This is a genomic window from Nonomuraea endophytica, from assembly GCF_014203235.1.
GTDB classification, from domain to species: domain Bacteria; phylum Actinomycetota; class Actinomycetes; order Streptosporangiales; family Streptosporangiaceae; genus Nonomuraea; species Nonomuraea endophytica.
Genome location: NZ_JACHIN010000011.1, coordinates 361,832 through 387,187, shown reverse-complemented (window position 1 = coordinate 387,187; position 25,356 = coordinate 361,832). Strand labels below are relative to the sequence as shown.

The following is a 25,356-nucleotide window of genomic DNA, read 5'->3' as shown; positions in this document are numbered from 1 at the left end:
CAGCGCGTGAGCAGACTCAACGCGTGACCGGCCTCGACGCGTGACGAGACTCGGCGCGTAATCAGGCCGGGCGCGGGACCCCGGTGGGGCCCGCGCCCGGTCAGGGTCAGGCGGTGGCCGGTGCCTGGGGGAGTTCGCGCATGCGGGGGATCGGCGACATCGCCAGCACGATCATCGGCACCACCGCGCCGATCACCGCGGCCACCAGCACGACGGGCCGCATCCCCACGGCCTGGCCGAGGAACCCGGCCACCAGCGCCCCCAGCGGCGCCGGCACCAGCCCCATCGCCCAGATGGTGGCGATGACCCGCCCCATGAGCTCCCGGGGCGTGGCCGACTGCAGCACGGTGATGTTGTTGACCACGAACACCTGCGTGCACAACCCGACCAGCAACTGCGAGAACGCCAGCATCGTGATCGCCAGCCACACCGGCCCACCGGCCAGCGGCACCAGGATCAGCGCGCTGTTGCCGATCACCGTCGACCAGAACATGGTGGGTCCAGGCCCGGCCCCCTTCATGAGGCGCACCGACAGCCACGCACCGGCCACCGCCCCGATCCCGCCGACGGCCAGCACGCCGCCGACCCAACCGGCGGGCACCCCGGCGCCGTCGATGACGTACGGGATGTAGAGGGTCTGCAGGATGCCGATGTCGAAGAAGGAGTAGACGGCGCTGGCGATGGCCAGCGGGCGGACGACCGGGTGGCTCATCACCCAGCCGAAGCCCGCGCGGATGGCCGCGATCATGCTGCCGCCCTCGTCGGGCGGCGGCGGGTCCTCGCGCTTGCGGATGGAGATCAGGCAGAGCGCCGACAGGACGTAACTGATCGCGTCGACCAGGATGACCAGCGGCGCCGAGCGGATGGCGATGAGGACGCCGGCCAGGCTGGGCCCGACCGCCTTGGAGATGGAGTCGCTGAGCTGCAGCTTGCTGTTGCCGTCACCGAGGTGCTCGGGGGCGACCAGCACCGGCAGGTACGACCGGTAGGCGATCTCGAAGAGCACCCCGAACACGCCCATCACGAGCACGACCACGTACAGCCACCACAGCGTCAGCATGTCCATGACGAACAGCAGCGGCACGGTGGCCAGCATGAGCGCGCGGATGACGTCGCTCCAGATGAGCACGGGACGGCGCCGCATCCGGTCCACCCAGACGCCCACGACGAAGAACAGCACCATGGGCAGCCTGGACAGCGCGCCGAGCACGCCCATCTCGGCGACGGAGGCGTGCAGCCACAGGTACGCGACGATCGGCATGGCGAGCACGGTCACCTGGGAGCCGACCAGTGACAGGCTCTCGCCGCTCCACAGCTTGAGGAAGTCGCGGTTCTTCCACAGCGTCGCGGGCGGCTCAGTCGTGGGGGGTGATGCCATGGTCGATGGTGCTCCTCAGTTCGGCGGCCGCCAAGGCGACCCGGGGCTCGTACATGACGGTGAAACGCTCGCCGTGGATGGGCGAGATGCGCAGGCGGCCGGTGACGACGTCGCTCCAGCCCATGTCGTCGGGCGGGACGCCCTCGGCGGCGGGCGAGAACAGCAGGACGTCCCCGTCGTAGGGGGCGTGCCGGTAGTGGCCGACGGCGTGCGCGTTGGCGCGGAAGACGTCGACGAAACGGCGGGCCTGGCGCAGGTCGGCGGTGTCGGGCTGCAGGGTGTCGGCGCGGGCGGCGGCGTCGATCACGGCGAGCAGCCGCTCGTCCGGGCTCATCCGGTGCAGGTCGTCGAGGTCGACCTGGACCTTGCCGCCGGCGAGGGCGTGGGTGAGCAGGACGGCGTCGTCCTCCAGGGAGGCGCGCAGCACGGGCTCGTTGGCGTCGGAGTAGAACAGGACGAGCAGCGGCACCTCCTCGCCCATCTCGCGCAGGCGGCGGGCGGTCTCCAGGGCGATGTTGCCGCCGATGCAGTAGCCGCCCAGCACGTACGGGCCGTGCGGCCGGATCTTGAGCAGGTGGTCGGTGTAGTCGTCGACCATTTCCGCGAGCGTGGCGTGCGGCTTCTCCCCGGGGGCGAGACCGGCCGCCTGGACGGCGTAGACGGGCTGGTCGGAGCCGAGGTGGCGGGTCAGCGGCAGGTAGCGGAAGACCTGGCCGCCGAGCGCGTGGAACAGGAAGATCGGGTCACGCTCGCCGGTGGTCCGCAGCGGCACGATGCGTTCCGGTGCGCCGTCGTTGTCCTGGGGACGGCGCAGCTCGACGGCGAGCTTGGCGACGGTCGGCGCGGTGAGCACGGTCGACAGCGGCACGTCGCGGCCCAGTTCCTTGCGCAGCCGCATGGTCAGGCGCAGGGCCAGCAGCGAGTGGCCGCCGAGGGCGAAGAAGTCGTCGTGCACGCCGAGGTCGTCGACACCGAGCGTCTGCTCCCACAGCGTCGCCAGCTTGGCCTCGAACGGGTCGCGCGGCGGCATGTACGGCGCCCGCCCGGCGTCACCCGGCTCCGGCAGGGCGGCCCGGTCGAGCTTGCCGTTGGCGGTGACGGGCAGCGCGTCCAGGTGGACCCACGTGGCCGGGACCATGTGCTCGGGCAGCTTCTGACGCAGTGCCGGGGTGAGATCGGGCAGTTCGTCGCCCTCGGGGACGACGTAGCCGACCAGCCGTTCGCCGCGCAGCACGACGACGGCGGCGCGTACCGCTGGATCGGCGGCCAGCAGCGCCTCGATCTCGCCGAGCTCCACCCTCTGGCCGCGGATCTTGACCTGGAAGTCGGTCCTGCCGAGGTACTGGACCTCGCCGGTCGGGAGCCAGCGGGCCACGTCGCCGGTGCGGTAGAGGCGGGCGCCGGGCGGGCCGTACGGGTCGGGGACGAACCGCTCGGCGGTGAGCTCCGGCCGGTTGACGTAGCCGCGGGCGAGCTGGACGCCGCCCAGGCAGAGCTCGCCCGGGGTGCCGACGGGGACCCGCCGGCCGTCGGCGCCGAGGACCTCCAGGCGGGTGTTGGCGACGGGCCGGCCGATGGGCACCAGCCGTTCGCCCGGCTCGCAGGGGTGCCAGGTGACGTCGACGGCCGCCTCCGTGGGCCCGTACAGGTTGTGCAGCTCGGTCTGGGGGAGGCGCTCGTGGCAGCGGGCGGCGAGCTCGGCGCCGAGCGCCTCGCCGGAGCAGATGAGCCGGCGCAGCGCCGGCAGGCCGGGCTCGTCGAGGAACAACTCCAGCATGGACGGCACGAAATGCATGGTGGTGACGTCGAAGGAGGCCAGCCGGGCGCTGTCGCGGTGGGCGCCGGGCTCGGCGACCACCAGCCCGGCGCCGACCATCAGCGGCCAGAACAGCTCCCACACCGACACGTCGAACGACAGCGGCGTCTTGTGCAGCACCCGCTCGTCCGCGCCCAGCCCGAACGCCTCCTGCATCCACAGCAGCCGGTTGACGATCGCCCGGTGCGAGACGCCGACCCCCTTGGGCCGCCCCGTGGAGCCGGAGGTGAAGATCACGTACGCCAGCGCGTCAGGATGCACGCGCGGCGGCGCGCCGGTGAGGGCGGGCGAGGGCCCGTCAAGCGGAAGACCGACACCGTCCGGCAGCGAAGAACTTCCCGCCGGACCGGTCAGCACCGTGCGCGCCCGAGCGTCCTCGATCATGTACGCCAGCCGCTCAGGCGGCAGATCAGGCTCAAGCGGCAGATAGGCGGCCCCGGCACCGAGCACACCGAGCAGCGCGGGCAGCAACTCGGGCCCCCGTTCCAGACAGACCCCCACGACGTCGCCAGGCTGCGTGCCGGCGGCCAGCAGCCGCGCCGTGACGGCACCCGCCCGCTCGGCCAGCTCGGCGTAGGTGATCCACGTGCCGTCGTAGCAGACGGCGGGCGCGCCGGGCGCGCGCGCGGCCTGCTCCTCGATCAGCTCATGAAGCACGCCACTCGGGTACGGCCGCGCCGTGCCGTTCCATCCGTCAATGGCGGCGGCGTCGAGGGAAAGATAAAGATCGGCGGCCCGCGGATCGGCGGCCGGATCGGCGGCCTGACCCAGCGCGATCAGGTAGAACTCCCCGATCCGCCCGATCTGCTCCCCACCGAACTGAGCCCGGTCATAGGTGAGCGTCAGGTCGAACCCGCCGTGCTCACGCGAGCGGCTGAACGCGGCCGCGAACGGCACGTCGGTCTGCTCGAAGAACTCCTGGCCGACGATCTCGATCCCGGGCAGCTCGCGGTAGACGTGGAAGTCGCGGAAGTCGAACAGCACGTCCAGCAGCGGGGACCGGCCCGCCGCCCGCTGGATCTCGAACAGCGGATACCGCCGGTGCGGCAGCAGCGCCACTTCGGCCTCGAACACCCCGCGCGCCAGCTCCGCCCAGGTGGGGGCGTTCACGTCCAGGCGCAGCGGCACGGTGTTGAGGAACAGGCCGAGGACCTCCTCACCGGCCTCGCTCTCCGGGCGGCTGTGCGTGACCAGGCCGGTCATCACCTCGCTCTCGCCGGTGAGCAGGGCGAGCACGCGCAGGTGGGCGGCCAGCAGCAGCGTGCGCAACGGCACCGCCAGCTCCCTGGCCGCCGCGCCGAGCCGTTCCAGCAGGTCGGCCGGCAGCGGCAGCCGCAGTTCCTCGGCCCCCGGCTCGCCGTGCTCGCCGGGCAGGCGGGGCAGCCGGGTGTCGGGGGCGCCGGCCACCTGGGCGTGCCAGAAGTCGCGCGTCTCGGGCGCGGCGACCGCGGCGCGCTCGGCGGCCACCAGCTCGCGGAAGGCGGCGCCGGGCGGGGTGAGCGGCAGCCGTTCACCGGTCAGCTGTCCGTGATAGCGCTGGAGCAGCTCGGTGACCAGGGACGCCACGCTCCACCCGTCGAGAATGGCGTGGTGGAAGCTCAGGCTGAACGCGAACAGTTCACCGGACAGCACGTGCACGTGCGCGCGGGCCAGCGGCGGTGAGGCCCAGTCGAACGGCCGCCGCTTCTCCGCCTCCGACCACGCGGCCATCCGGTCGGCCGCCGCCGGATCGCCCGACAGGTCCGTCACCTCCAGCGGCAGCGTCGCCGTACGGTGCACGAGCTGCAACGGCTCGCTGAACCCGCCCACGTCGATCGAGGTGCGCAGGACGGGATGCCGGGCGGTCACCTCGGCCAGCGCCGCCTCGAACGCCCCGGCGTCGAACCGGCCGCGCAAGGTGATCGTGGTCAGGTCGTGGTAGGTGGCCGCGTCCGGCTCGTACGCGCTGTGGTAGAGCATCCCCGCCTGCAGCGCGGCCAGAGGATAGGCGTCCTCCAGACCGCGTGCGGCTCCCGTCGTCACGCTCATCGCGCCTCGCCTTCCAGCAGTCGTGCCAGGTCCTCGGGATTGAGCAGGCCGAACGGCGTCTCTGGCGCCTCGGGTGGTTCGGCCGCCGGTGCGGCTCGGAGCCGCCCGGCGAGATCTCTGATGGTCTGGTGGAGGAAGAGCTGCTCCAGCCGGACCGCGTAACCGGCCTCGCGCAGGCGGGAGACCACCTTGAGGCTGCGGATGGAGTCGCCGCCGACGGCGAAGAAGTTGTCGTGGGCCGAGACCCGCTCCAGCCCGAGCACTCCTTGCCAGGCGGCGGCGACGGCCAGCTCGGCCGGGCCATCGGGCTCGGCGTGCGCGGCGGTCTCGGGGGCCCGGGGGTCGGGCAGGGCGTTCCTGTCGAGCTTGCCGCTGCGGTTGAGCGGCAGCTCGCCGAGCACGGTCCAGGTCCTGGGGATCATGTGGTCGGGCAGGGTGTCGCGCAGCATGCGCTCCCACGCCTCCGTGGCCTCTTCCGCAGCCGGGACCACGTATCCGGCCAGGCGCAGGCCGGCGCCGTCCGCGATGGCGCGCACGGCCGCGGCGCGCACGCCGGGCAGGGCAGCCAGGGCCGCCTCGATCTCGCCCAGCTCGACCCGCATGCCGCGGATCTTGACCTGGTGGTCGGACCTGCCGAGATACTCGATCTCGCCGTCGGTACGCCATCGGGCCAGGTCGCCGGTGTCGTACAACCTGCCGCCCGGGGGGCCGTACGGGTCGGGGACGAAACGCTCGGCGGTCAGCGCGGGACGGGCCGCGTACCCCTGGGCGAGTTGCACGCCGCCGATCCACAGCTCGCCGGGGACGCCGACGGGGACGCGGTTCATGCGGGCGTCGAGGATCTCCAGCCGGGTGTTGGCCACCGGCCGCCCGATCGGGATCGTGCCCTCGCCCGCGCGGCACACGTGCCACGACACGTCCACCGCGGCCTCGGTCGGACCGTACAGGTTGTGCAGGCCCGCCGCGGGCAGCGCGGCGGCGAAGCGGGCGGCGAGGTCGGCGCCGAGCGCCTCCCCCGAGCACACCACGGTACGCAGCGCGCCGAGCCGCGCCCCCAGCTCCGGCTCGGCCAGGAAGAAGTCGAGCATCGACGGTACGAAATGCACAGTCGTGACCGACTCGCTCTCCATCAGAGCGGCCAGGTGGGCGGGGTCGGCGTGCCCGCCGGGCCGCGTGACGACCAGCCCGGCCCCGGTCAGGAACGGCCAGAACAGCTCCCACACCGACACGTCGAACGAGAAGGGCGTCTTGTGCAGCACCCGGTCGGCCCCGGTCAGCCGGAAGGCGTCCTGCATCCAGTCCAGGCGGTTCACGATCGCCCGGTGCGAGATCCCGACACCCTTGGGCCGGCCGGTGGAGCCGGAGGTGAAGAGCACGTACGCGAGCGAGTCCGGATGCGGCCGGACCCCGAGCGGCCCGCCGTCCTCCGCGGCCACGGCCCCGGCATCGCGATCGAGCATCACCGTCGCGACGCCGGAGCCAACACCGGAGCCAACGCCGGAGCCGACGCGATCGGCGAAGCGTGCGACGGAGACGGCCAGCCGGGCGCCCGCGTCGGCCATCATGCCCGCCAGCCGCTCGGCCGGATGGTCGGGCTCCAGCGGCAGGTACGCCGCCCCGGCGGCGACCACCGCGTGCACGGCGACGACCAGGTCAGCGCCCCGCTCCAGGCACACCCCGACGACCTGGCCTGGCCCGGCCCCGAGCGCTCGCAGCCGCCTGGCCAGGCGGTTCACCCGGCCGGTGAACTCGGCGTAGGTGAGCCAGGCCCGGGTCCCGTCCGGAGCCTCGTAGCCCAGCGCGGGCGCGTCCGGCGTGCGGGCCGCCTGCGCGGCGACCAGCTCCGGCAGCGTGCCGTCCGCGACCGGCGTGGCCGTGTCGTTGGCCCGGTGGATGGTGTCCAGCTCGGCCGGGGTGAGCAGCGGCAGATCGGCGACCGGCCGCTCCGGCTCGGCCAGCGCGGCCGCCAGGAACGCGCGGAAGTGGTCGGCGAAGCGCTCCATCCGGTCGTGCTCGAACACGTCCGTCGCGTAGTGCAGCACCCCGGTGAGCCCGTCGCCGCCCTCCTCGATCACCAGGTGCAGGTCCGCCTGCGTCACGCCGGGATCGACGTTCAGGGTGCGCAGGGCGACTCCCGCCACGTCCGGCGGCGCGGCTGGCACGTTCTGGTAGGCCAGCATCACCTGGAACAGCGGGTTGCGGGTCAGGTCTCGGTCCTGGGCCAGCTCCTGCACCAGCACCTCGAACGGCAGCTCGGCGTGCTCGTGCCCGTCCAGGACCCGCTCGCGGGTGCGGGCGAGCAGTTCGGCGAAGCTCGGCCGGCCGGACAGGTCGCCGCGCAGCACGAGCGTGTTCAGGAACAGCCCGGCCATCTCCTCCACGTCCGGATGCGCGCGGCCGGAGACCGGGGTGCCGACCGGGACGTCGGCCCGGCCGGTGTAGCGGGCCAGCACCGCCTGGAGCGCGGCCAGCACCACCATGAACGGCGTCACCTGCCGCTCCAGCGCGAGCGCGTGCACCGCCGCCGTCGTCGCGGCGTCGATCGGGAACGTCAGCCGCCGCCCGGCCATGCTCGCCGGCCCCTGACGGTGCCGGTCGGCGGGCAGGTCCAGGGTGGCGGGCAGGTCGGCGAGCGCGTCCTTCCAGTACGCCAGGTCGGCCGCCCGCTCGGCGACCCGGGCCCGATGCCAGGCGGCGAAGTCCCGGTAACCGGCCCCGAGCGTGGGCAGTTCGGCGGGCGTGCCCGTGACCCGGGCCCGGTAGAACTCCATCAGGTCGCGCAGCAGGATCGACAGGCTCCACCGGTCGGTGACGACATGGTGCAGGGTGAGGTACAGCTCGTGCTCGGCCGGGCCGCGCCGTACCAGAGCGGCCCGCGCCAGCGGACCGGCGGCCAGGTCGAAGCGGTGCCGCGCCTCCTCCAGCCCCACGTCAGCCCCCTCGCGCACGGTCAGGCGCGGCCGGTGGCCGCCCTCACGCAGGGCGGGTTCGCCGTCGTCGGCCACGATGGTCAGGCGCAGGGCCTCGTGCCGGGTCACCAGGTCGTCGAAGGCGGCGCTCAGCGCGGCCACGTCCAGCGGGCCGGTCAGCCGCTCCGCCCAGGCGACGTTGTAGGCGGGGTTGCCGGGGTCGAGCTGGTCGAGGAACCAGAGGCGGGCCTGCGCGTGGGAGGGCCGCGCGACGCCCTGCCCGGCGACGGGGATGCCGTCGCCGGTGGCGCCGCCGTCGGGGATGAGCGGGGCCAGGCCCGCGATGGTCGGGGTGGCGAAGCAGCGGCGCAGCGTCACGTCGGCGCCGTGGGCCTCCCTGAGCCTGACGACCAGGCGCATCGCCAGCAGGGAGTGGCCGCCCAGGGTGAAGAAGTCGTCCTCCACTCCGAAGTCATCGCGTTCGAGGAGTTCGGCCCAGAGGGCGTGCAGGAGGTGTTCCGCCGGGGTGCGCGGCGGCACCGACGCCCTCGTCGCGGCGCTGGTCCGGGGCGGAGGCAGGGCCGCGCGGTTGAGCTTGCCGCTGGGCAGGACGGGGAAGTCCGGGACGCTGACGAAGGCGGTGGGGATCATCGCTTCGGGCAGGCGGGCGCGCAGATGCGCGCTCAGTTCGCCGGGTTCGGCGGTGCCGATGGTGTAGGCGACCAGGCCGCGTCCGCCCGGGGCGTCGTCGCGGACGGCTATGACGGCTCGCTGAACCGAGGGATGCTCGCCGAGGACGGCGGCCACCTCGTCGAGTTCGATGCGGACGCCGCGGACCTTCACCTGGTCGTCCAGGCGGCCCAGGCATTCGAGGGTCCCGTCGGGGCGCCAGCGGGCCAGGTCTCCGGTCCGGTAGAGGCGTCCGCCGGGCGGGCCGAAGGGGTCGGGGATGAAGCGTTCGGCGGTCAGCGCGGCCTGGCCGTGGTAGCCGCGGGTCACGCCGGTTCCGCCGAGCAGCAGCTCGCCGGGGATGCCCACGGGGACGGGCCGCAGGTCGCCGTCCACGACGTAGGTCGCGGTGTTGGCGACCGGCTCGCCGATGGAGCCGCCCCGGCCGTCGGTGACGCGGAGCCTGGTGGACCAGACGGTGGTCTCGGTGGGGCCGTACAGGTCCCACAGCTCGTCGGTGACGGTGAGCAGGCGGGCGGCGAGCGGGCCGGGCAGCGCCTCGCCCGTGCTGATCACCCGCGGGACCCGGTGGGCCAGCGCGGGCAGCAGCCCCTCCAGCACGGACGGGGTGGCCTGGACGGTGTGCAGGCCGCCGTGCCGGATGAGGTCGTGGACACGTTCGATGCCGGTGGCCGAGGCGAGCACCACCGTGCCGCCGCTGACCAGCGGGCCGAACAGCTCGATCATCGCGATGTCGAACGACACCGACGTCAGGAACAGGAACCGCGCGCCGGGCGCCAGACCGGGACGCTCGCACACGTCGCCCAGCAGGCTGACCAGACCCCGGTGCGGCACCACCACGCCCTTGGGCCGGCCCGTGGAACCCGAGGTGTAGATCAGGTAGGCGGCCTGGTCCGGATGGAAACCGGGCTCCTCCGCCGGGCCGGTCCGCACACCCTCGTCGAGCAGGAGCACCCGGGCGTCCGCCGGCAGGTTCTCCCTGAGCGAGGTGACGGTGACGGTCAGGGCGGCGCCGGAGTCACCGATGATCTGCTTCAGCCGCTCGGGCGGATAGCCGGGATCCAGCGGGACGTAGCAGCCGCCCGCCTTGAGGACGGCCAGCAGCCCCGCCACCAGGTCCGGCTCCCGAGGGAGCAGGACCGCGACCCTGCTCTCCCGGCCGACGCCGAGCGCGCGCAGCTCCGCCGCCAGGTCGCCCGCGCGCGACTCCAGCGCGGCGTAGGTGAGCGAGGTGCCGTCCTGGCCCTCGACCGCGGTGGCCCCGGGGGTGCGGGCGGCCTGCTCGGCGACCAGGTGGTGAATGCCGCGTTCCGGGTACGGCCGCGCCGTCTCGTTCCAGCCGTGCAGGGTGTTCCCCAGCTCGGCCGCGTCCATGAGCGGCAGCTCCGACAGCCGCAGGCCGGGATCGGCGACCGCGGCCCCCAGCAGCGTGCGCAGATGCGCGGTCAGGCGGTTGGCACGGTCGTCGTCGAACAGGTCGGTGGCGTAGTCGAGCGCGCACACCAGCGACCCGTCAGCCCGCTCCTCCACGATGAGGTCCAGGTCGAACATGGCGGTGCCGGAGCGCACGCCCAGCCGCTCAAGCCGCAGCCCGCGAGGACCGCCGGGCGGCGCCTGCGGCACGTTCTGGTAGGCGAGCATGACCTGGAAGAGCGGGTTGCGGGACAGGTCCCGGCCGCTGGAAAGCTCCTCCACCAGCGTCTCGAACGGCAGGCCCGCATGGTCGAAGGCGGCCAGCGTCCCCTCCTTGGTCCGACGCACCAGCTCGGCGAAGCGGGGATCGCCGGAGAGGTCGCCGCGCAGCACGACCGTGTTCAGGAACAGCCCGACCGTCTGGTCGAGAGAGGGATGCGGCCGGGCCGACATCGGCGTGCCGATCGGGATGTCGGACCGGCCGGTGTAACGGGCGAGCAGCGCCTGCAGCGCGGCGACCAGGACCATGAACGGGGTGGCACGCTGCCCGGCGGCCAGGTCGCGCACCCCGGTGGCCAGGGTCTCGTCCAGCTCGAACACCAGGCGGCGGCCCCGGTTCGACTGCATGGGCGGGCGCGGCCGGTCGGCGGGCAGGTCGAGCACGTCGGGCAGGTCGTCGAGGGCCTTGCGCCAGTAGTCGAGGTCGCCGTCCCCGGACGGCCTGTCCTGCTGCCAGGCCACGTAGTCGGCGTACTCCACCGGCCGCTCCGGCATCGGTTCACCGGAGTAGAGCCGGAAGAGGTCGCCGAACAGGATCTCCACCGACCAGCGGTCGGCCAGGATGTGGTGCAGGGTCAGGAACAGCCGGTGTTCCCCGGACGCCACGCGCACCAGGCGGGCCCTGGTCAGCGGCCCGGCGCCCAGGTCGAAGGCGAAGCGGGCCTCCTCGCCGGCGACGGCCTCGGCCTCCTCGGCCGACATCGCCTCGACGCTCAAGGCCGGGCGGAGGTGGCCGGGCGTCTGGCGGGGCTCGCCGTCGCGGGTCCCGATCACGTAGCCGAGGATCGGGTGCCGGTCCACGAGCGCGTCGAACGCCTTGGCCAGCGCGCCGGCGTCCAGGTCGCCCTCGATCCGGTACGCCCACGACAGGGTGTAGGCGGGGTTGCCCGGGTCGAGCTGGTCGACGACCCACAGGCGGCGCTGGGCGGGGGACAGAGCCCCGGTGTCGGAGGCCGGGCGGGGCGGGATGGCCGGCGCCCCCTTGTCCGCCTTGTCCGCGCCCCGGGTGCGGGCCAGGCGGGCCTCCAGCGCGGCGCGCTGTTCAGGACTGAGCCTGGCCAGCCGCGCGCGTACCCCGTTTCCGTCGCTCACTGCTCCCCCTCCAGGAGTTCCAGCAGGTCGGCATCTGTGAGTCCCTCTTCGAGCACGGCCAGGGCCTGCTCCTCGACGGTGGTGGCGTCGAAGCAGCGCCGCAGCGGCAGCTCGACGCCGAACTCCTCGTCGATCCGGCCGATCAGGCGGACCACCAGCAACGAGTGGCCGCCCAGGGCGAAGAAGTCGTCGGTCATCCCGACGCGCTCCCGGCTGAGCAGCTCGGCCCAGATGGTGGCGATGCCCTCCTCCATCGGGGTGCGCGGCGGCACGTACGCGGCGGTGGTGTCGCCGGTCCGGGGTGCGGGCAGGGCGGCGCGGTTGAGCTTGCCGCTGGGCAGGACGGGGAAGTCGGTGACGGTGACGAAGGCGGTGGGGATCATCGCTTCGGGCAGGCGGGCGCGCAGGTGGGCGCGTAGTTCGCGCTCGTCGGTGGCGCCGATGGTGTAGGCGACCAGGCCGCGGCCGCCGGGGGCGTCGTCCCGGACGGCTATGACGGCTCGCCGTACCGAGGGATGCTCGCCGAGGACGGCGGCCACCTCGTCGAGCTCGATGCGCACCCCGCGGACCTTCACCTGGTCGTCCAGGCGGCCCAGGCACTCCAACCGGCCGTCGGGCCACCAGCGGGCCAGGTCACCCGTGCGGTAGAGACGCCCGCCCGGCGAGCCGAACGGGTCCGGCACGAAGCGTTCGGCGGTCAGCGCGGACCGGCCGTGGTAGCCGCGGGTCACCCCGGCCCCGCCCAGCAGCAGCTCGCCCGGCACCCCCACCGGAACCGGCCGCAGGTCGCCGTCCACCACGTACGCGGTCGTGTTCGCCACCGGCCCGCCGATGAGCATCGTGGCGGGGGAGTCCGGCACCCGGTACGCCGTGGACCAGATCGTCGTCTCCGTGGGCCCGTAGAAGTTCCACAGCTCGTCGGTGACCGTGAGCACGCGGGCCGCCAGGTCGAGGGGCAGCGGCTCGCCGCCGAGGATGACGCGGGGCAGCCCGGACGGCAGCTGGTCGACCGCCACGCTCGCCACCGACGGCGTGAGCTGGACCAGGTCCGCGTCCTCGGCCGCCCGGCGGATCTCCTTGGGCGTGCGGGCGGCGTCCTCGGGGGCGATCACGAGCGTCCCGCCGGACAGCAGCGGCGTGAAGATCTCCAGCGCCGCGATGTCGAACGACAGCGAGGTCATGAACAGCGCGCTGCCCCCGCCCAGCCGCCGGATCACATCGGTGACCAGGTTGACCACCCCGCGATGCGGCACCTGCACCCCCTTGGGGCGGCCGGTGGAGCCGGAGGTGTAGATGGTGTACGCCAGATGGTCCGGCCCGACCGACGGCAGCGGCCCACCGCCCTCGCTCCCGGAAACCTGGTCCAGCAGCAGCTCCGGCGGACGCTCCGCGGGCAGCCGGTCGAGGTGGGCGGAGTCCGTGAGCAGCAGCGCCGCCCCGGAGTCGGCCAGCAGGTACGCCAGCCGTTCCGCCGGGTAAGCCGCGTCCAGCGGCACGTAGCACGCGCCGGACCGCAGCACCCCGAGCAGCGCGACGACCTGACGCACACCACGCGGCAGGCACAGCGCCACCCGCGACTCCGCCCGCACCCCCTCGGCCACCAGCCGCCCGGCCAGCGCCTCCGTGCGGGCGACGAGCTCGGCGTAGGTGAGCTCCTCACCGTCCGGCCCGCGCACCGCCACCGCGCCGGGCGTCCGCGCCGCCTGCTCGGCGACGAGCTCGTGCAGGGTCCTCTCCGGGTACGGCGCGGCCGTGTCGTTCCACCCGGCCAGCAGCTCCGACCGCTGCGCCGGCGTCATCAACGGCAGCTCCGACAGCCGCGCGCCGGAGTCGGCGGCGACCGCCTCGAGGATCAGCCGGTAAGCGCCCGCCAGGCGCTCGATCGTGCCGGCGTCGAAAAGATCGGTGCTGTACTCGAAGTAGACCCCGGCACCCTCAGCCGTCCTGACCACGTCCAGGTTCAGGTCCAGCTGGGCGGTGCCGTTCGGGAACTGCCCGCGCGCGCTCATCGGCAGCAGGTTGAAGCCCACCTGGAAAAGCGGCGTGCGGCTGGTGTCGCGGACCGGCTGAAGCGCCTCGACCAGCCGGTCGAACGGCACCTCGGCGTGGTCCAGCGCGTCGAGCACGGTCTCCCGCACCCGATCCAGCAACGCGCCGAACGACGGATCCCCGCTCAGGTCGCTGCGCAGCACCAGCGTGTTGATGAACACGCCCAGCACCGGCTCGAACTCCGGCAGATCGCGCCCGGCGACCGGCGTGCCCACCGCCACGTCCTCCTGGCCCGCATACCGCGAGAGCAGCGCCTTCAACGCGGCCAGCAGCACCATGAACAGCGTCGCGCCGCGCCGCATGGCCAGCGCTTCCAGCTCGTCCACCAGGGCGGCGGGCAGCTCCAGGTGGTGCTCGGCCCCGGCGTGCCCGCGCACGGACGGCCTGGGCCGGTCGGTGGGCAGCCCGAGATCGGCCGGCAGCCCGGCCAGCCGGTCCCGCCAGTGGGCGAGCTGGGCGGCGAGCACCCCCTGCCCGAGGTGCTCACGCTGCCAGGCGGCGTAGTCGGCGTACTGGACGGGCAGCTCGGGCAACCGCGCCGGGCGGCCCTCCTCGATGGCCGCGTCCAGCTCCCGGATCTCCTGACCGAGGTTGGTGGCCGAGCGGGCGTCGAACACGGCGTGGTGAACCACGAAGATCAGCCGCTGGTCCGCGTCCGGCATCCGCACCAGGCGCGCCCGCCACAGCGGCGGCCGATCCAGCGCGAACGGCAGCCGCGCCATCTCCCGGGCCAGCGCGCCGAACTCGCGCTCGGCCTCTTCCGGCGGCAGGTCCCGCAGGTCGGTCGTGGGCAGGGTGACCGGCAGCTCGACCTGGACGATCTGGACGAGGTTCCCGCCCTCGACCGCCAAGCCGGTCCGCAGCGTCTCGTGCCGCTGGACCAGCTCGCCGAGTATCCGCTCGTACCGGTCCGGATCGGTCCGCTCGGGCAGATGCATCATGGCGTTGATGTGGTACGTGGGCGCGCCGGGATCGAGCTGGGCCAGGAACCACAACCGTTCCTGGGCGAACGAGGCGGGAAAAACGTACGTGCCGGTCACCTGGGCCGCTCCTCTACTGCCCCATGGCCTCGCGCAGGCTGCGCGGGCGCATGTCAGTCCAGACCTGCTCGATGTGGTCGAGGCAGCTCTGCTTCGCCCCTTCGAAGCCGGACTCCCGCCACCCTTGCGGCAGGGGCCGTTCGGCGAACCAGATCGAGTACTGCTCCTCGTCGTTGACCACGACCTTGTACTGGCCGTCCCGCATGTCAGTGCCTTTCCACTCGGGGGAGCCTGGTGATCGTCGGTGCCTTCTTCTCCTCGCCCTGGCCACGCAGCTCCTCCACGAGCCCGGCCATGCCGGCCACGGTGGGCACCTGGAAGAGGCTGCGCATGGGCAGCCGGACGCCGAGCTTCTTCCTGATGAGGGCGATGAGCTGGACCGCCACCAGCGAGTTGCCGCCCAGCTCGAAGAAGTCCTGCTCGACGCTGACGCGGCGGGCGCCGATCACCTCGCCCCACAGCCCGGCGAGGATGCTCTCCAGCTCGTTGCGCGGGGCGACGTGATCGTCGGAGTCCAGGCCGGCCTCACCGGCGGCGGAGGCCGCGGCCAGCTCTTCCGCCACGGTGTCCTGGGTCAGCTCGCGTACCCCGGCCACGAACTCGGGCAGCGCGGTGGCGTTGACCACGACCTGGACGCCCAGGTCGGTGGCGAGCACGCGGCGGAAGGCGTCGGCGCCGTCCGCCGGCGGGATGCCGCGCTTGGCTCCGTCGAGGTCGAGGGCGACGCCCGCGGTCGCGGACTCCTCCTTCACCGTCACGTCCTCGGCCGCGTGCCTGGCGTCCTCGCCGACCGAGCGGGACACCGCCTGCCGGTCGACGCGCCTGAGCACGAAGTCGGTGATGCTCACCACCGGCTCGCCGGCGTCGCCGTACAGGGTGAGATCGGCGGCGAGCACCTCGCCGCCGCCGGTGTCGCGCAGCCGGGCGTGGCTCCACAGCGTGGCGGGGAGCGGGGCGTGCACGGTGATGCGGCCGTAGCCGAGCGGCAGGTAGCTGTGCTCGCCGGAGACGGAGATGAACGCGGTCGCCTCGTCCAGCAGCGCCGGGTGCAGCGGCAGCGCGGCCAGCTCGGCGGCCACGTCGGGACCGGCCACCAGGTGGGCGAGCTGCTCGTTCTGGCCCAGCCGTACGTCGCGCAGGCTGGTCCATCGCGAACCGAACGTGACCAGCCCGGACGCCGACGCGAACGGGTTGGCGTCCTCGGAGCCGTGGACGCAGCGGGACCGGACCTCGGCCAGGTCACCGGCGGGCGCCTCGGCCGTCACCCAGGCCGCCGAGCCCCTGGCGTGCTGGACCGGCTCGCCGCCGGCGACGCTGACCACCTCGAAGTCCATGCCGTCGCCGGTGGGCGTGAGCAGCACCCGCAGCTCGGCGCTGGACCCCTCGGCGACCGGCAGCGGCGCGATGAAGGCCACGTCGCGCAGCTCGATCGCGTGCCCGGGACCAGGAGGCGGCACCGCCGCCTCGAACGCCGCGCGGGCGCTCTCCAGATAGCCGGTGCCGGGCATCACCGGCACCCCGGCCACCCGGTGCTCGTCCAGGATCCAGTGCGTCTCGGGCGACAGGGTCGCGGCGTACCAGGGCTGGCGGCCCGCGCTCTCGTGCCGATGGCTGAGCACCGGGTGCTCCAGCCGGGTCACCCGGTCGCCGCGCTGCAGGGCGCGGAAGGCCACCGGGGCGGCGACCTCGGCGGCCATGCCGACCTCCAGCCAGGCGCCCCAGTTCACCGACAGGACCCGGCCGGGCCAGACGTGCGCGTAGGCGTCCATGAAGTTGTTGGCCGCGCAGTAGTCGACCTGCCCGAACCCGCCCGCGACCGCGGTCACCGACGAGCAGAGCAGCACGAAGTCGAGCGGCAGGTCGCCGAACGCCTCGCGCAGCGCCAGCGTCCCGGCGATCTTGGGCGCCATGACGTCGTCGGCGGCCCGGCGCTCCTTGACCTCGGCCATGCCGCCGCCGGGGATCCCGGCCGCGTGCACGATGCCGTCGACGCGGCCGAACCTGCCGAGCGCCTCGTCCCTGACCCGGCGCAGCGACCCGGGGTCGGTCACGTCGGCGGCCGTCACGATCACCTCGGCGCCCGCCCGCTCCATGCGGAGCACCGCGGCGACGGCCCGCCGCACGCGCTCCGGCGCGCCGTCGAGCGTGTCCCACTCCTCGCGGGGCGGCAGTCCGGTACGGCCCAGCAGCACCAGCCTGGCCTGAACCCGCCGTGCCAGGTCCTCGGCCAGCGTGAGGCCGATGCCGCCGAGCCCGCCGGTGATGACGTACACGCCCTGCGGGCGCAGCGGGTCGTCCTGCGGCGGCACCGGAACCGGCTCGAAGCCGCGCAGCCAGCGACGACCGGCCCGCAGCGCGACCGGGGACGGCGGCACGCCCTCCTCCGGCTCCGCGGGCTCGGCGGCCAGCTCCGCCAGCACTCTCTTCACGTCGTACGGCCCCGCCTCCAGGTCGAGATGGCGAGCCGTCAGCCAGCGCGCCTCCAGCGGGACGACACCGGTGATGCCGGCGACGGTGGCGTGCTCGGGCCGGTGGACGTCCTGGCCGGTGACGCCCTGCGTGCCTGAGGTCAGGATGTCGAGCTGGACCCCGGCTTCGCGCTCGGCGCCGGCCAGCGCCTGCACGAGGGCCAGCAGGCTGTGGAAGCCGAGGTCCTGGGCGGCGGTGGCCTGTGCCGCCGTGGTCGCGGGCTCGCCGTCGAGCGCCCAGGCGTGGATGACGCGGGCCGGCACTCCGGTCTCGATGAGCAGCGCCTCGTAGTCGTCGCGCTCGGCGGGGCGGATGGTGATGGTGCCGTCGGGGGCGGCGCCGTACGCGCTGCCGGGGACCACCCGGACGGCCTTGACGCCGGCCGCGCGCAGCCCCTCCAGCAGCGGCTCGGCGGCGGGGCCCGCGAACACCAGGTAGCGCCCACCTGTCAGTGCGGCGGTCCCGGCGGGGGCGAGCGGCGCCTGGCGCCAGGCCGGCACCGAGAACCACTCCTCCAGCGGCAGCGCGCCCACGCGCGGCGGCCGGGTGAAGACGAGCTCCGGGTCGAACGTGGTGCGCACCCAGTGCTCGGCCCGCTCGTACGGGTAGGCGGGAAGCGGCACGCGGCGGGCGGGCTCGGCCAGGGCGTCGGTGTCGAGCGGGACGCCCGCCGTCCAGAGGGCGCCGGCCGCGGCGTAGACGACCTCCAGGTCGGGCCGGCCGTCGGCGGAGCCGGGCAGGCTGGGCAGCGGCTGCGGGGCGGACTTGGGCAACTGGGTCCTGGCCAGGCCGGCGAGCTGCCGTCCTGGACCGCACTCCACCAGCCGCCACTCGCCCTCGGCGACCAGCGTCGCCACGCAGTCGCCGAACCGGACCGCCTCGCGCAGGTGCCGCGTCCAGTAGCTGGGGTCCGTGGCCTGCTCGGCGGTGATCCAGGTGCCGGTGACGTTCGACAGGAAGGGCAGGCCGGGCGCGTGCCGGGCCGCGGCGGCGACGGCCTCGTGGAAGTCGCCGAGTATCGGGTCCATCATCGCCGAGTGGAACGCGTGCGAGGTGCGCAGCGCGGTGTGCTGGACACCGCTCTCCTCCAGCCGGGCGGCGTACTCGGCGATCAGCTCGCCGGGACCGGCGACGACGCAGGTGCCGGGGCCGTTGACGGTGGCGATCGACAGGCCGTCGGGCAGGTCTCTGCGGACCTCCTCCTGGTCGCGGCGCACGGCGAGCATCGCGCCCGTCGGCATGCTCTGCATGAGCCGGCCGCGCGTGGCCACCAGGCGCAGCGCGTCGGGCAGGGAGAAGACGCCCGCGACGGTCGCCGCCACGTACTCGCCGATGCTGTGCCCGATCATCGCGGCCGGCTCCACGCCCCACGAGCGCCACAGGCTCGCCAGCGCCCACTCCACCGTGAACAGCGCGGGCTGGGTGAGCGCCGTCTGCCGCAGCCGCTCGTCGGCGGCCTCCCTCTCCTCGTCGGCGGGGAAGAGCAGGGTACGCAGGTCCAGGCCCAGCTCGTCCTGCAGGATCGCGGCGCACTCGTCGACCGCGGCGGCGAAGACCGGCTGGGTGGCGTAGAGCCCGGCGCCCATGCCCGCGTACTGCGCGCCCTGCCCCGAGAACAACCACGCCACCTTGGGCGTGCCCGCCTTGCTCTTGACCACGCGGCGCGGGGTGGTCAGCGCGGTGATCGCGTCAGCGGTGTCGGAGGCCACCACGGCGGCCCGGTGCGCGTACCTCCGCCGGCCCGTCCGCAGCGTGTGCGCCACGTCGGCCAGGTCGGTCTCACGGCCCTTGAGGTGGCCGGCCAGCCTGGTCACGGCGGCGTCCAGCGCCGCCGGGGTGCGGGCCGACAGCAACAGCAGGTGGGCCGGGCGCGGCTGGGCGGTGGGCAGCGCCGCGGGCGGCGCCTGCTCGACGAGCACGTGCGCGTTGGTGCCGCCGATGCCGAACGAGCTGACGCCCGCGCGGCGCGGGAAGCCGTTCGTCTCCCACTTGGTCAGCGTCGAGACGACGTGGAAGGGGTTGGCGCCGAAGTCGATGCGCGGGTTCGGCTTCTCGTAGTTGAGGCTCGGCGGGATCATGCCGTGCTCCAGCGCGAGCACGGTCTTGATGAAGCCCGCGATGCCGGCGGCGGGGCCGAGGTGGCCGATGTTGGTCTTGACCGAGCCGATGCCGCACCAGCCCGCCTCGTCGGTGCCGGCGCCGAGCACGCTGGACAGGGCGCCCACCTCGATCGGGTCGCCCAGCGAGGTGCCGGTGCCGTGCGCCTCGACGTAGGTGACGGTCCGCGGGTCGATCTGGGCCACGCCCAGCGCCTGCGAGACCGCCGCCGCCTGACCCTCGGCGCTCGGCGCCGAGAAGCCCATCTTGGTGGCGCCGTCGTTGTTGATCGCGTTGCCGATCACCACGGCGCGGATGTGGTCGCCGTCGGCGATCGCGTCCGACAGCCGCTTCAGCACGGCGATGCCGCCGCCACCGCCCCAGATCGTGCCGGAGGCCGAGGCGTCGAAGGCGCGGCAGTGCCCGTCGGGGGCGTAGATGCCGTCCTGGTGGTACTGATAGCCCCACTCGGCGGGCATCTCCAGGGAGGTGCCGCCGGTGAGCGCCATGTCGCACTCGCCGGTACGCAGCGCCTCGCAGGCCACGTGCAGCGCGACGAGCGAGGAGGAGCAGGCGGTGTGCAGGGTGAGGCTGGGCCCGCGCAGGTCGAGCTTGTACGACACCAGCGTGGCCAGGTAGTCGGGGTGGTTGCCGGTGTAGACGGCGAGGTTCCCGACCGAGGCGAACACCTTCTTGTTCGGCCGGATGTACAGCCATTGATACTCATCCGAGCCGATCGCGCCGTAGACCCCGATCTCGCCGTGATAGCGGGCCGGATCGTAGCCGGCGTCGTCCAGCGCGGTGCTGGCCAGCTCCAGGAACATCCGCTGCTGCGGGTCGCGCAACTCCGCCTCGCGCGGGGACATGCCGAAGAGGGCGGCGTCCAGCGCCCGGTAGTCGTCCGCGATCGAGGACGCCGCCACGAACGTCGGATCGTCCAGCAGATAGTCCGGTACGCCGAGCGCCTCCTGCTCCTCGCGCGTGTAGAAGCGCACCGACTCGACGCCCCCGACCAGGTTGCGCCAGTAGGCGGTGATGTCCTCGGCACCGGGCAGACGGCAGGCCAGGCCGACGACCGCGATCGGCTCGACACCGAGCCCCTCTTCCTCGTGGATGTGCGCAGCGGTCATTCGTTACTCTCCCGTCTGGCCCGGAGGGGCCGAGTTGAGGGTCGTGCCCGGCGCGCCGCGACCCGCATGGCGGCGCGCTCCGTTCCAGCGGTGCGCCGCTCGCCGTCGAGGTGCGCGGCGAGCGTTCGTACGGTCGGGAAGCGGAACAGATCCACGATCGGCACCTCACGCCCCAGCGAGGCGGTGAGGCGGGCCTGAACCTGTGCCGTGGCGAGCGAGTGCCCGCCGATCTCGAAGAAGTTCGCGTCGGCCGAGACCCTCGGCAGGCCGAGGACCTCCCGCCAGATGCCGGCGACCAGCCGCTCGGTCGCCGAGGCGGGCTCCTGCCCCGGCCCGGCCGCCGCCCGCGGAGGTGGCGCGGGCAGGGCGGCCCTGTCCACCTTGCCGTTCGGCGTCAGCGGCAACACCGGCAGCAGCACCAGCTCGGCCGGGAGCGCGTAGTCGGGCAGACTCGCCGCGAGGTGCCGCTGCAGCTCGCCAGCCTGTACGGCCGCGCTCTCCGGCACCGCGTAGGCATGCAACACGGGCCCCCCGGGCTGCTCGGCCACCCGCGCGGCCGCCGCCCGGACACCGGGATGCGCGGCCAGCACCGCCTCGATCTCGCCCAGCTCGACCCGGTACCCGCGGATCTTCACCTGCCCGTCGGCCCGCCCGGCCAGCACCACCCGGCCGTCCGGATCGTGGCGGCCCAGGTCCCCGGTCAGGTAGCGGGCCGTCTCGCCGTCCGGCTCGCGGCTGAAGCGCCGCCGGGTGAGCTCCTCGTCCAGGTACGCCGCCGCCAGCCGGCGGCTCCTGACCACCACCTCGCCCAGTTCCCCGACGGCGGCCGGGACCCCGCCGGAGTCCAGGACGAGCAGCTCCGCCCCGTCCACGCCGTGGCCGACCGGGACCGGATCGCCGGTGCCGCCGTGCTGACCGGTGATCTCGTGCACGGCCTGGGCCTGGGGCGTCTCGGTCGTGCCGTAGGTGTTGACCAGGCGGGCCTTCGGCGCGACCGCCGCGAACCTGGCCACCTCCGCGTAGGTCAGCCGGTCCCCGCCGAACAGCACCAGCCGCAGGTCGGGCAGCTCCACCCCGGCCGCGGCGATCAGCGTGGCGAGCTGCGGGGTCAGGTGCGCGACCGTGACGGCCCGCTCGCGCAGCCAGGCCGCCAGCTTGGCCGGGTCGCGCACCCGGTCCTGGGCGGGCACGTGCAGCGTCGCCCCCAGGGTCAGCGGCGTCCAGACGTCCCTGAGCAGCGGGTCGTGTGCCAGCCCGGCCAGCAACGCGAACCGGTCGGCCGAGGTCAGCTCGAACTCTTTCGCGTACCAGGACAGAAAGCGGGCCAGCGGGCGCTCGGCGGCCCGCACCGGCTTGGGCTCACCGGTGGTGCCGGAGGTGAACGACAGATACCCGCGCCGTTCAAACGCCACAGGGAACTTCACTGCCCCGCTCGCTTCTGAAAGCTCGGCTGGTGCGGAATGCCCGGCCAGTTCGGCACGCTCGGCCGGTTCGGCGCAGGTCAGTTTGGGAAGCCACGCAAGGTCTGAAGGGATGGGCACGCCGGGGCAGGCGATCAGCGCGCGGGCTCCGGCGGAACGGGCCTGGGCCGCGAGGCGGGCTGGTGGCAGGGCTGAGTCGAGCACGGCCCAGCGGGCTCCGGCGCCCAGGACGCCGAGCATCAGGCCGGGTAACTCGCGCGTACGAGCGGCCAGGATCGCCACCGTGTCGCCCGGCCGCACGGCCGCGGACACGGCCTCGCCGGTCGCCGTCGCGAGGCGGACCAGATCGGCATAAGTCAGCTCACCGTCCTCCCCGGCAACCGCCACCCGCTCACCGGCCACCGCCACCCGGTCGTCCGTCCATGCGAGCACGCGTTCCACCACTCCGGGTCCGTCCCAGGCAGGGAGCGGGCCGGTGCCGTCCGGCAGGCTCGTGCGGGTCTCGGGTGAGTGCCGGGGGCGGAGTGACGCGTGCCGGACCGGCTCCCCGGGAGCGGTGACCAGGTCGCCGAGGACGCGGAGGTAACCCGCGAGGAGTTCCTCGATCCGGTCCGCGCGGAACAGGCGGGGGTTGTACACGGCCTGCAGCACGTACCGCCCGTCCCGTTCCCCGACGTACAGGGTCAGGTCGAACAGTGCGCCCGGCAGTCCGGGCGGCAGCGGGTCGGCCGTGACGCCGGGCAGCGACAGCCGTGGCTCGGTGAAGTCGTACATGTTGAACAGCACCTGGACCAGCGGGTTCCTGGACAGGTCGCGGCCGGGCCCGAGCCGGTCGACCAGCCGCTCCAGGTGCACGTCGAGATGGGCCAGCGCGCCGGACAGCGTCTCCTGGCAGCGCCGTACGTGCGTCTCGAAGGTGTCGGCGTCGGCCACGCGCAGCCGTACCGGAAGAACCTGCACCATGCAGCCGGTCAGCGGGTGGAAGGCCGGATCGCGGCGGTCGGCGACGGGCGCGCCGACGATCAGGTCGTGGCGGCCGGTGAGACGCCGCAGGACCTGCGCGAACGCCGCCAGCATCACCGCGTACGGCGTGCTGCCCAGACCGGCGGCCAAGGCACGGACTCCGGCGCTGACGGCGGCGTCGGCCTCGGCGGCGGCCCCCGCGCCCTCGAACGTCTGCACGGCCGGGCGGGGATGGTCGCGGGGCAGGTCGAGCACGCTGGGCGCGCCCTCCAGGTGGTCGCGCCACCACTCCAGGCCCGCCTCCTGGTCGCGTCCGCCGAGGTAGGCCACGTACCCGCCGAAGGTCGTGCGCAGCGGCGTCAGCGACTCGCGGCGGTAGGCGCGGCTGAGGTCGTCGTAGAGCACCTGCTGCGACCAGCCGTCGAACACCAGGTGGTGCGCGGTGACGGCCAGCACGTGTTCCTCGTCGGCCAGGCGCAGCAGCCGGGCTCGCCACAGCGGTCCCGCGGCCATGTCGAAGGTGAGCCGGGCCTCGGCCTCAAGACGTCCGGCGACCTCCGCCTCGGTGACGTCCTCGACCGGCAGCGGCACCGGGCCGGGCGGCGACACGGCGACGGCGGGTACCCCGTCCGACTGGGGGACGCGCCATCTCAGCACCTCGTGCCGCTCGGCCACCACCGCGAGGGCGGCGCGCAGGGCGTCGATGTCCAGTGGTCCCGACAGGCGTTGCGCCATCGCGATGTTGTGCGCGGGCGTGCCGGGCGCCAGCCGTTCCACGAACCACATCCGCCGCTGCACCGCCGACAGCGCGGCCGGCGCCGCGGCGAGCGGCTCGTCGCGCACCGGCGGCGCGAGCTCCACGAGACGGGCGATCCCGGTCACGGTACGGCCCGCGAGCACGTCGCTGACCTCGATCTCCTTGCCGAGCCCGGTCCGCAGCAGCGCGGTCAGGCGCATCGCCACCAGCGAGTGCCCGCCGGAGGCGATGAAGTCGTCGTCGGGCCCCGGCTCCCCGGCCCCGAACGCCTCGGCCCAGGCCGCCGCGACACCACGCTCGGTCGCGCTCGCCGCGGGCCGCTCCTGGGCGGTCTCGCGTGGCGCGCCGGTCGCCGGGGCCGTCGCCCGCAGGGCCGCCATGTCGATCTTCCCGGCGACCGTCAGCGGCAGGACGGTCAGCCGTACCACCCTGGTCGGCGCCATGTACGCGGGCATGCTCTCCAGGCAGTGGGCCCGCACGTCCTCGATGCCCGGCGCGTCCTCGGGCGCCAGGTAGGCGGTCAGCTCCTTCAGCCCGGTCGGGCCGGTCGCCACGTCCGCCACCGCCTGCCGTACGCCGGGATGGGCGCGCAGCACCGCCTCGATCTCGCCGATCTCGACGCGCTGGCCCTGGACCTTCACCTGCCGGTCCAGCCGGCCGATGAAGCCGATGCGGCCGTCGGCCTCCAACACGACTTGGTCGCCGGTGCGGTACATGCGTGCCCCGGGCCCGCCCTGCGGATCGGGCACGAACCGATCGGCCGTGAGGCCTGGCCGGTCCAGGTAGCCGCGGGCCAGTTGCGGGCCGCCGATGCACAGCTCGCCGGGCGTGCCGGGCGGGCAGGGCCGCAGCTCCTCGTCGAGGATGTACGCGTGGCAGCCGGGCAGCGCGTACCCGATCGGCAGGGGCCGGTCCCAGGCGCCGGTCAGCTCGGTGCCGACCACGCACACGGTGGTCTCGGTGGGGCCGTACCAGTTGAAGAAGCGCCGGCCGCCGGTCGACCAGCGGGCCACCTGCTCGGGGCCGGCCGGTTCGCCGGCGGTGAGCAGGTCGCGTAACCAGGGCAGCCGGTCCGGCTCCAGCAGCGGGAGCAGCGCGGGTGGGATGGTGCCCCAGGTCACCTGGTGGCGTTCGAGGAAACGCTGGAGCCGTACCGGATCGACCCGGTCCTCCTCCGGGATGAACATCACGGAGCCGCCGCGCGCCAGCGGGGCGAAGACGTCGAGCACCGACACGTCGAACCCGAGCGCGGCGAACCCGATCGACCGGCACCCGGCGTCGAGCCCGAACACCTCGCCCGCCATCCGCACGAAGGTCACCGCCGAGTCGTGACTGACCACCACGCCCTTGGGCCGTCCGGTCGAGCCAGACGTGTAGAGCACGTAGGCCGCCGCGCCCGACGGCGTGACCCGCGCGGGCGGCTCGCCGTCGCCCGGCGGGGGCGTCGTCTCCAGCCGGACGGGGAGCCCGGCCAGCAGTTCGGCGCCGGTCTCGTCCGCGATGACCGTGGTGATCCCGGCGTCCTCCACGATTCCGGACAGGCGCCGGCGCGGGTGCGAAGGGTCCAGCGGCACGTACGCGCTCCCGGACATGAGGATGCCGAGCACGCAGACCAGCAGGTCAGGAGTACGCCGATGGCAGATGCCGATCCGCACCTCGGGCCCGGCGCCGAGCTCGCGCAGCCGGTGAGCCAGCGCGGTCGCCGCGGAGACCAGCTCGCGATAGGTCAGATCGCGATCCCCCTGCCGCACGGCCGTCGCGTCAGGAGTACGCCTGGCCTGCGCCAGGACGAGGTCGTGAAGAAGCGCCCTGTCGGTCACCCTGT

General features: G+C 74.0%; 7 protein-coding genes. All 7 read right to left on the bottom strand.

Features of this window, described 5'->3' with window-relative positions:
• Positions 1 to 106 precede the first annotated feature (106 nt).
• From HNR40_RS36335 to HNR40_RS36305, 7 genes are read right to left on the bottom strand one after another with little or no spacing between them, the layout of a single operon-like run.
• On the bottom strand, positions 107 to 1,378 hold the full coding sequence (locus HNR40_RS36335) for an MFS transporter (protein WP_184969546.1): 1,272 nt from the start codon (positions 1,376 to 1,378) through the stop codon (positions 107 to 109).
• The gene (locus HNR40_RS36330) at positions 1,356 to 5,222 is read right to left on the bottom strand and encodes a non-ribosomal peptide synthetase (RefSeq protein WP_184969544.1); all 3,867 of its coding nucleotides are present in this window, start codon (positions 5,220 to 5,222) and stop codon (positions 1,356 to 1,358) included. The genes HNR40_RS36335 and HNR40_RS36330 overlap by 23 nt, the downstream gene beginning before the upstream one ends.
• Positions 5,219 to 11,605, bottom strand: a complete 6,387-nt coding sequence (locus HNR40_RS36325; protein WP_184969542.1) for a non-ribosomal peptide synthetase — start codon at positions 11,603 to 11,605, stop codon at positions 5,219 to 5,221. Before HNR40_RS36325 ends, HNR40_RS36330 begins: the two co-directional genes overlap by 4 nt.
• Entirely contained in the window at positions 11,602 to 14,694 is a 3,093-nt protein-coding gene (locus HNR40_RS36320) for a non-ribosomal peptide synthetase (protein ID WP_184969540.1), read from the bottom strand. The genes HNR40_RS36325 and HNR40_RS36320 overlap by 4 nt, the downstream gene beginning before the upstream one ends.
• Positions 14,695 to 14,707: 13 nt before the next feature.
• Positions 14,708 to 14,899: an MbtH family protein gene (locus HNR40_RS36315; protein ID WP_184969538.1), complete on the bottom strand. Its 192-nt coding sequence runs from the start codon at positions 14,897 to 14,899 to the stop codon at positions 14,708 to 14,710.
• A gap of 1 nt (position 14,900) precedes the next feature.
• Positions 14,901 to 20,390: a type I polyketide synthase gene (locus HNR40_RS36310; protein WP_184969536.1), complete on the bottom strand. Its 5,490-nt coding sequence runs from the start codon at positions 20,388 to 20,390 to the stop codon at positions 14,901 to 14,903.
• Entirely contained in the window at positions 20,387 to 25,351 is a 4,965-nt protein-coding gene (locus tag HNR40_RS36305; RefSeq protein WP_184969534.1) for a non-ribosomal peptide synthetase, read from the bottom strand. Before HNR40_RS36305 ends, HNR40_RS36310 begins: the two co-directional genes overlap by 4 nt.
• Between the last annotated feature and the right edge of the window lie 5 nt (positions 25,352 to 25,356).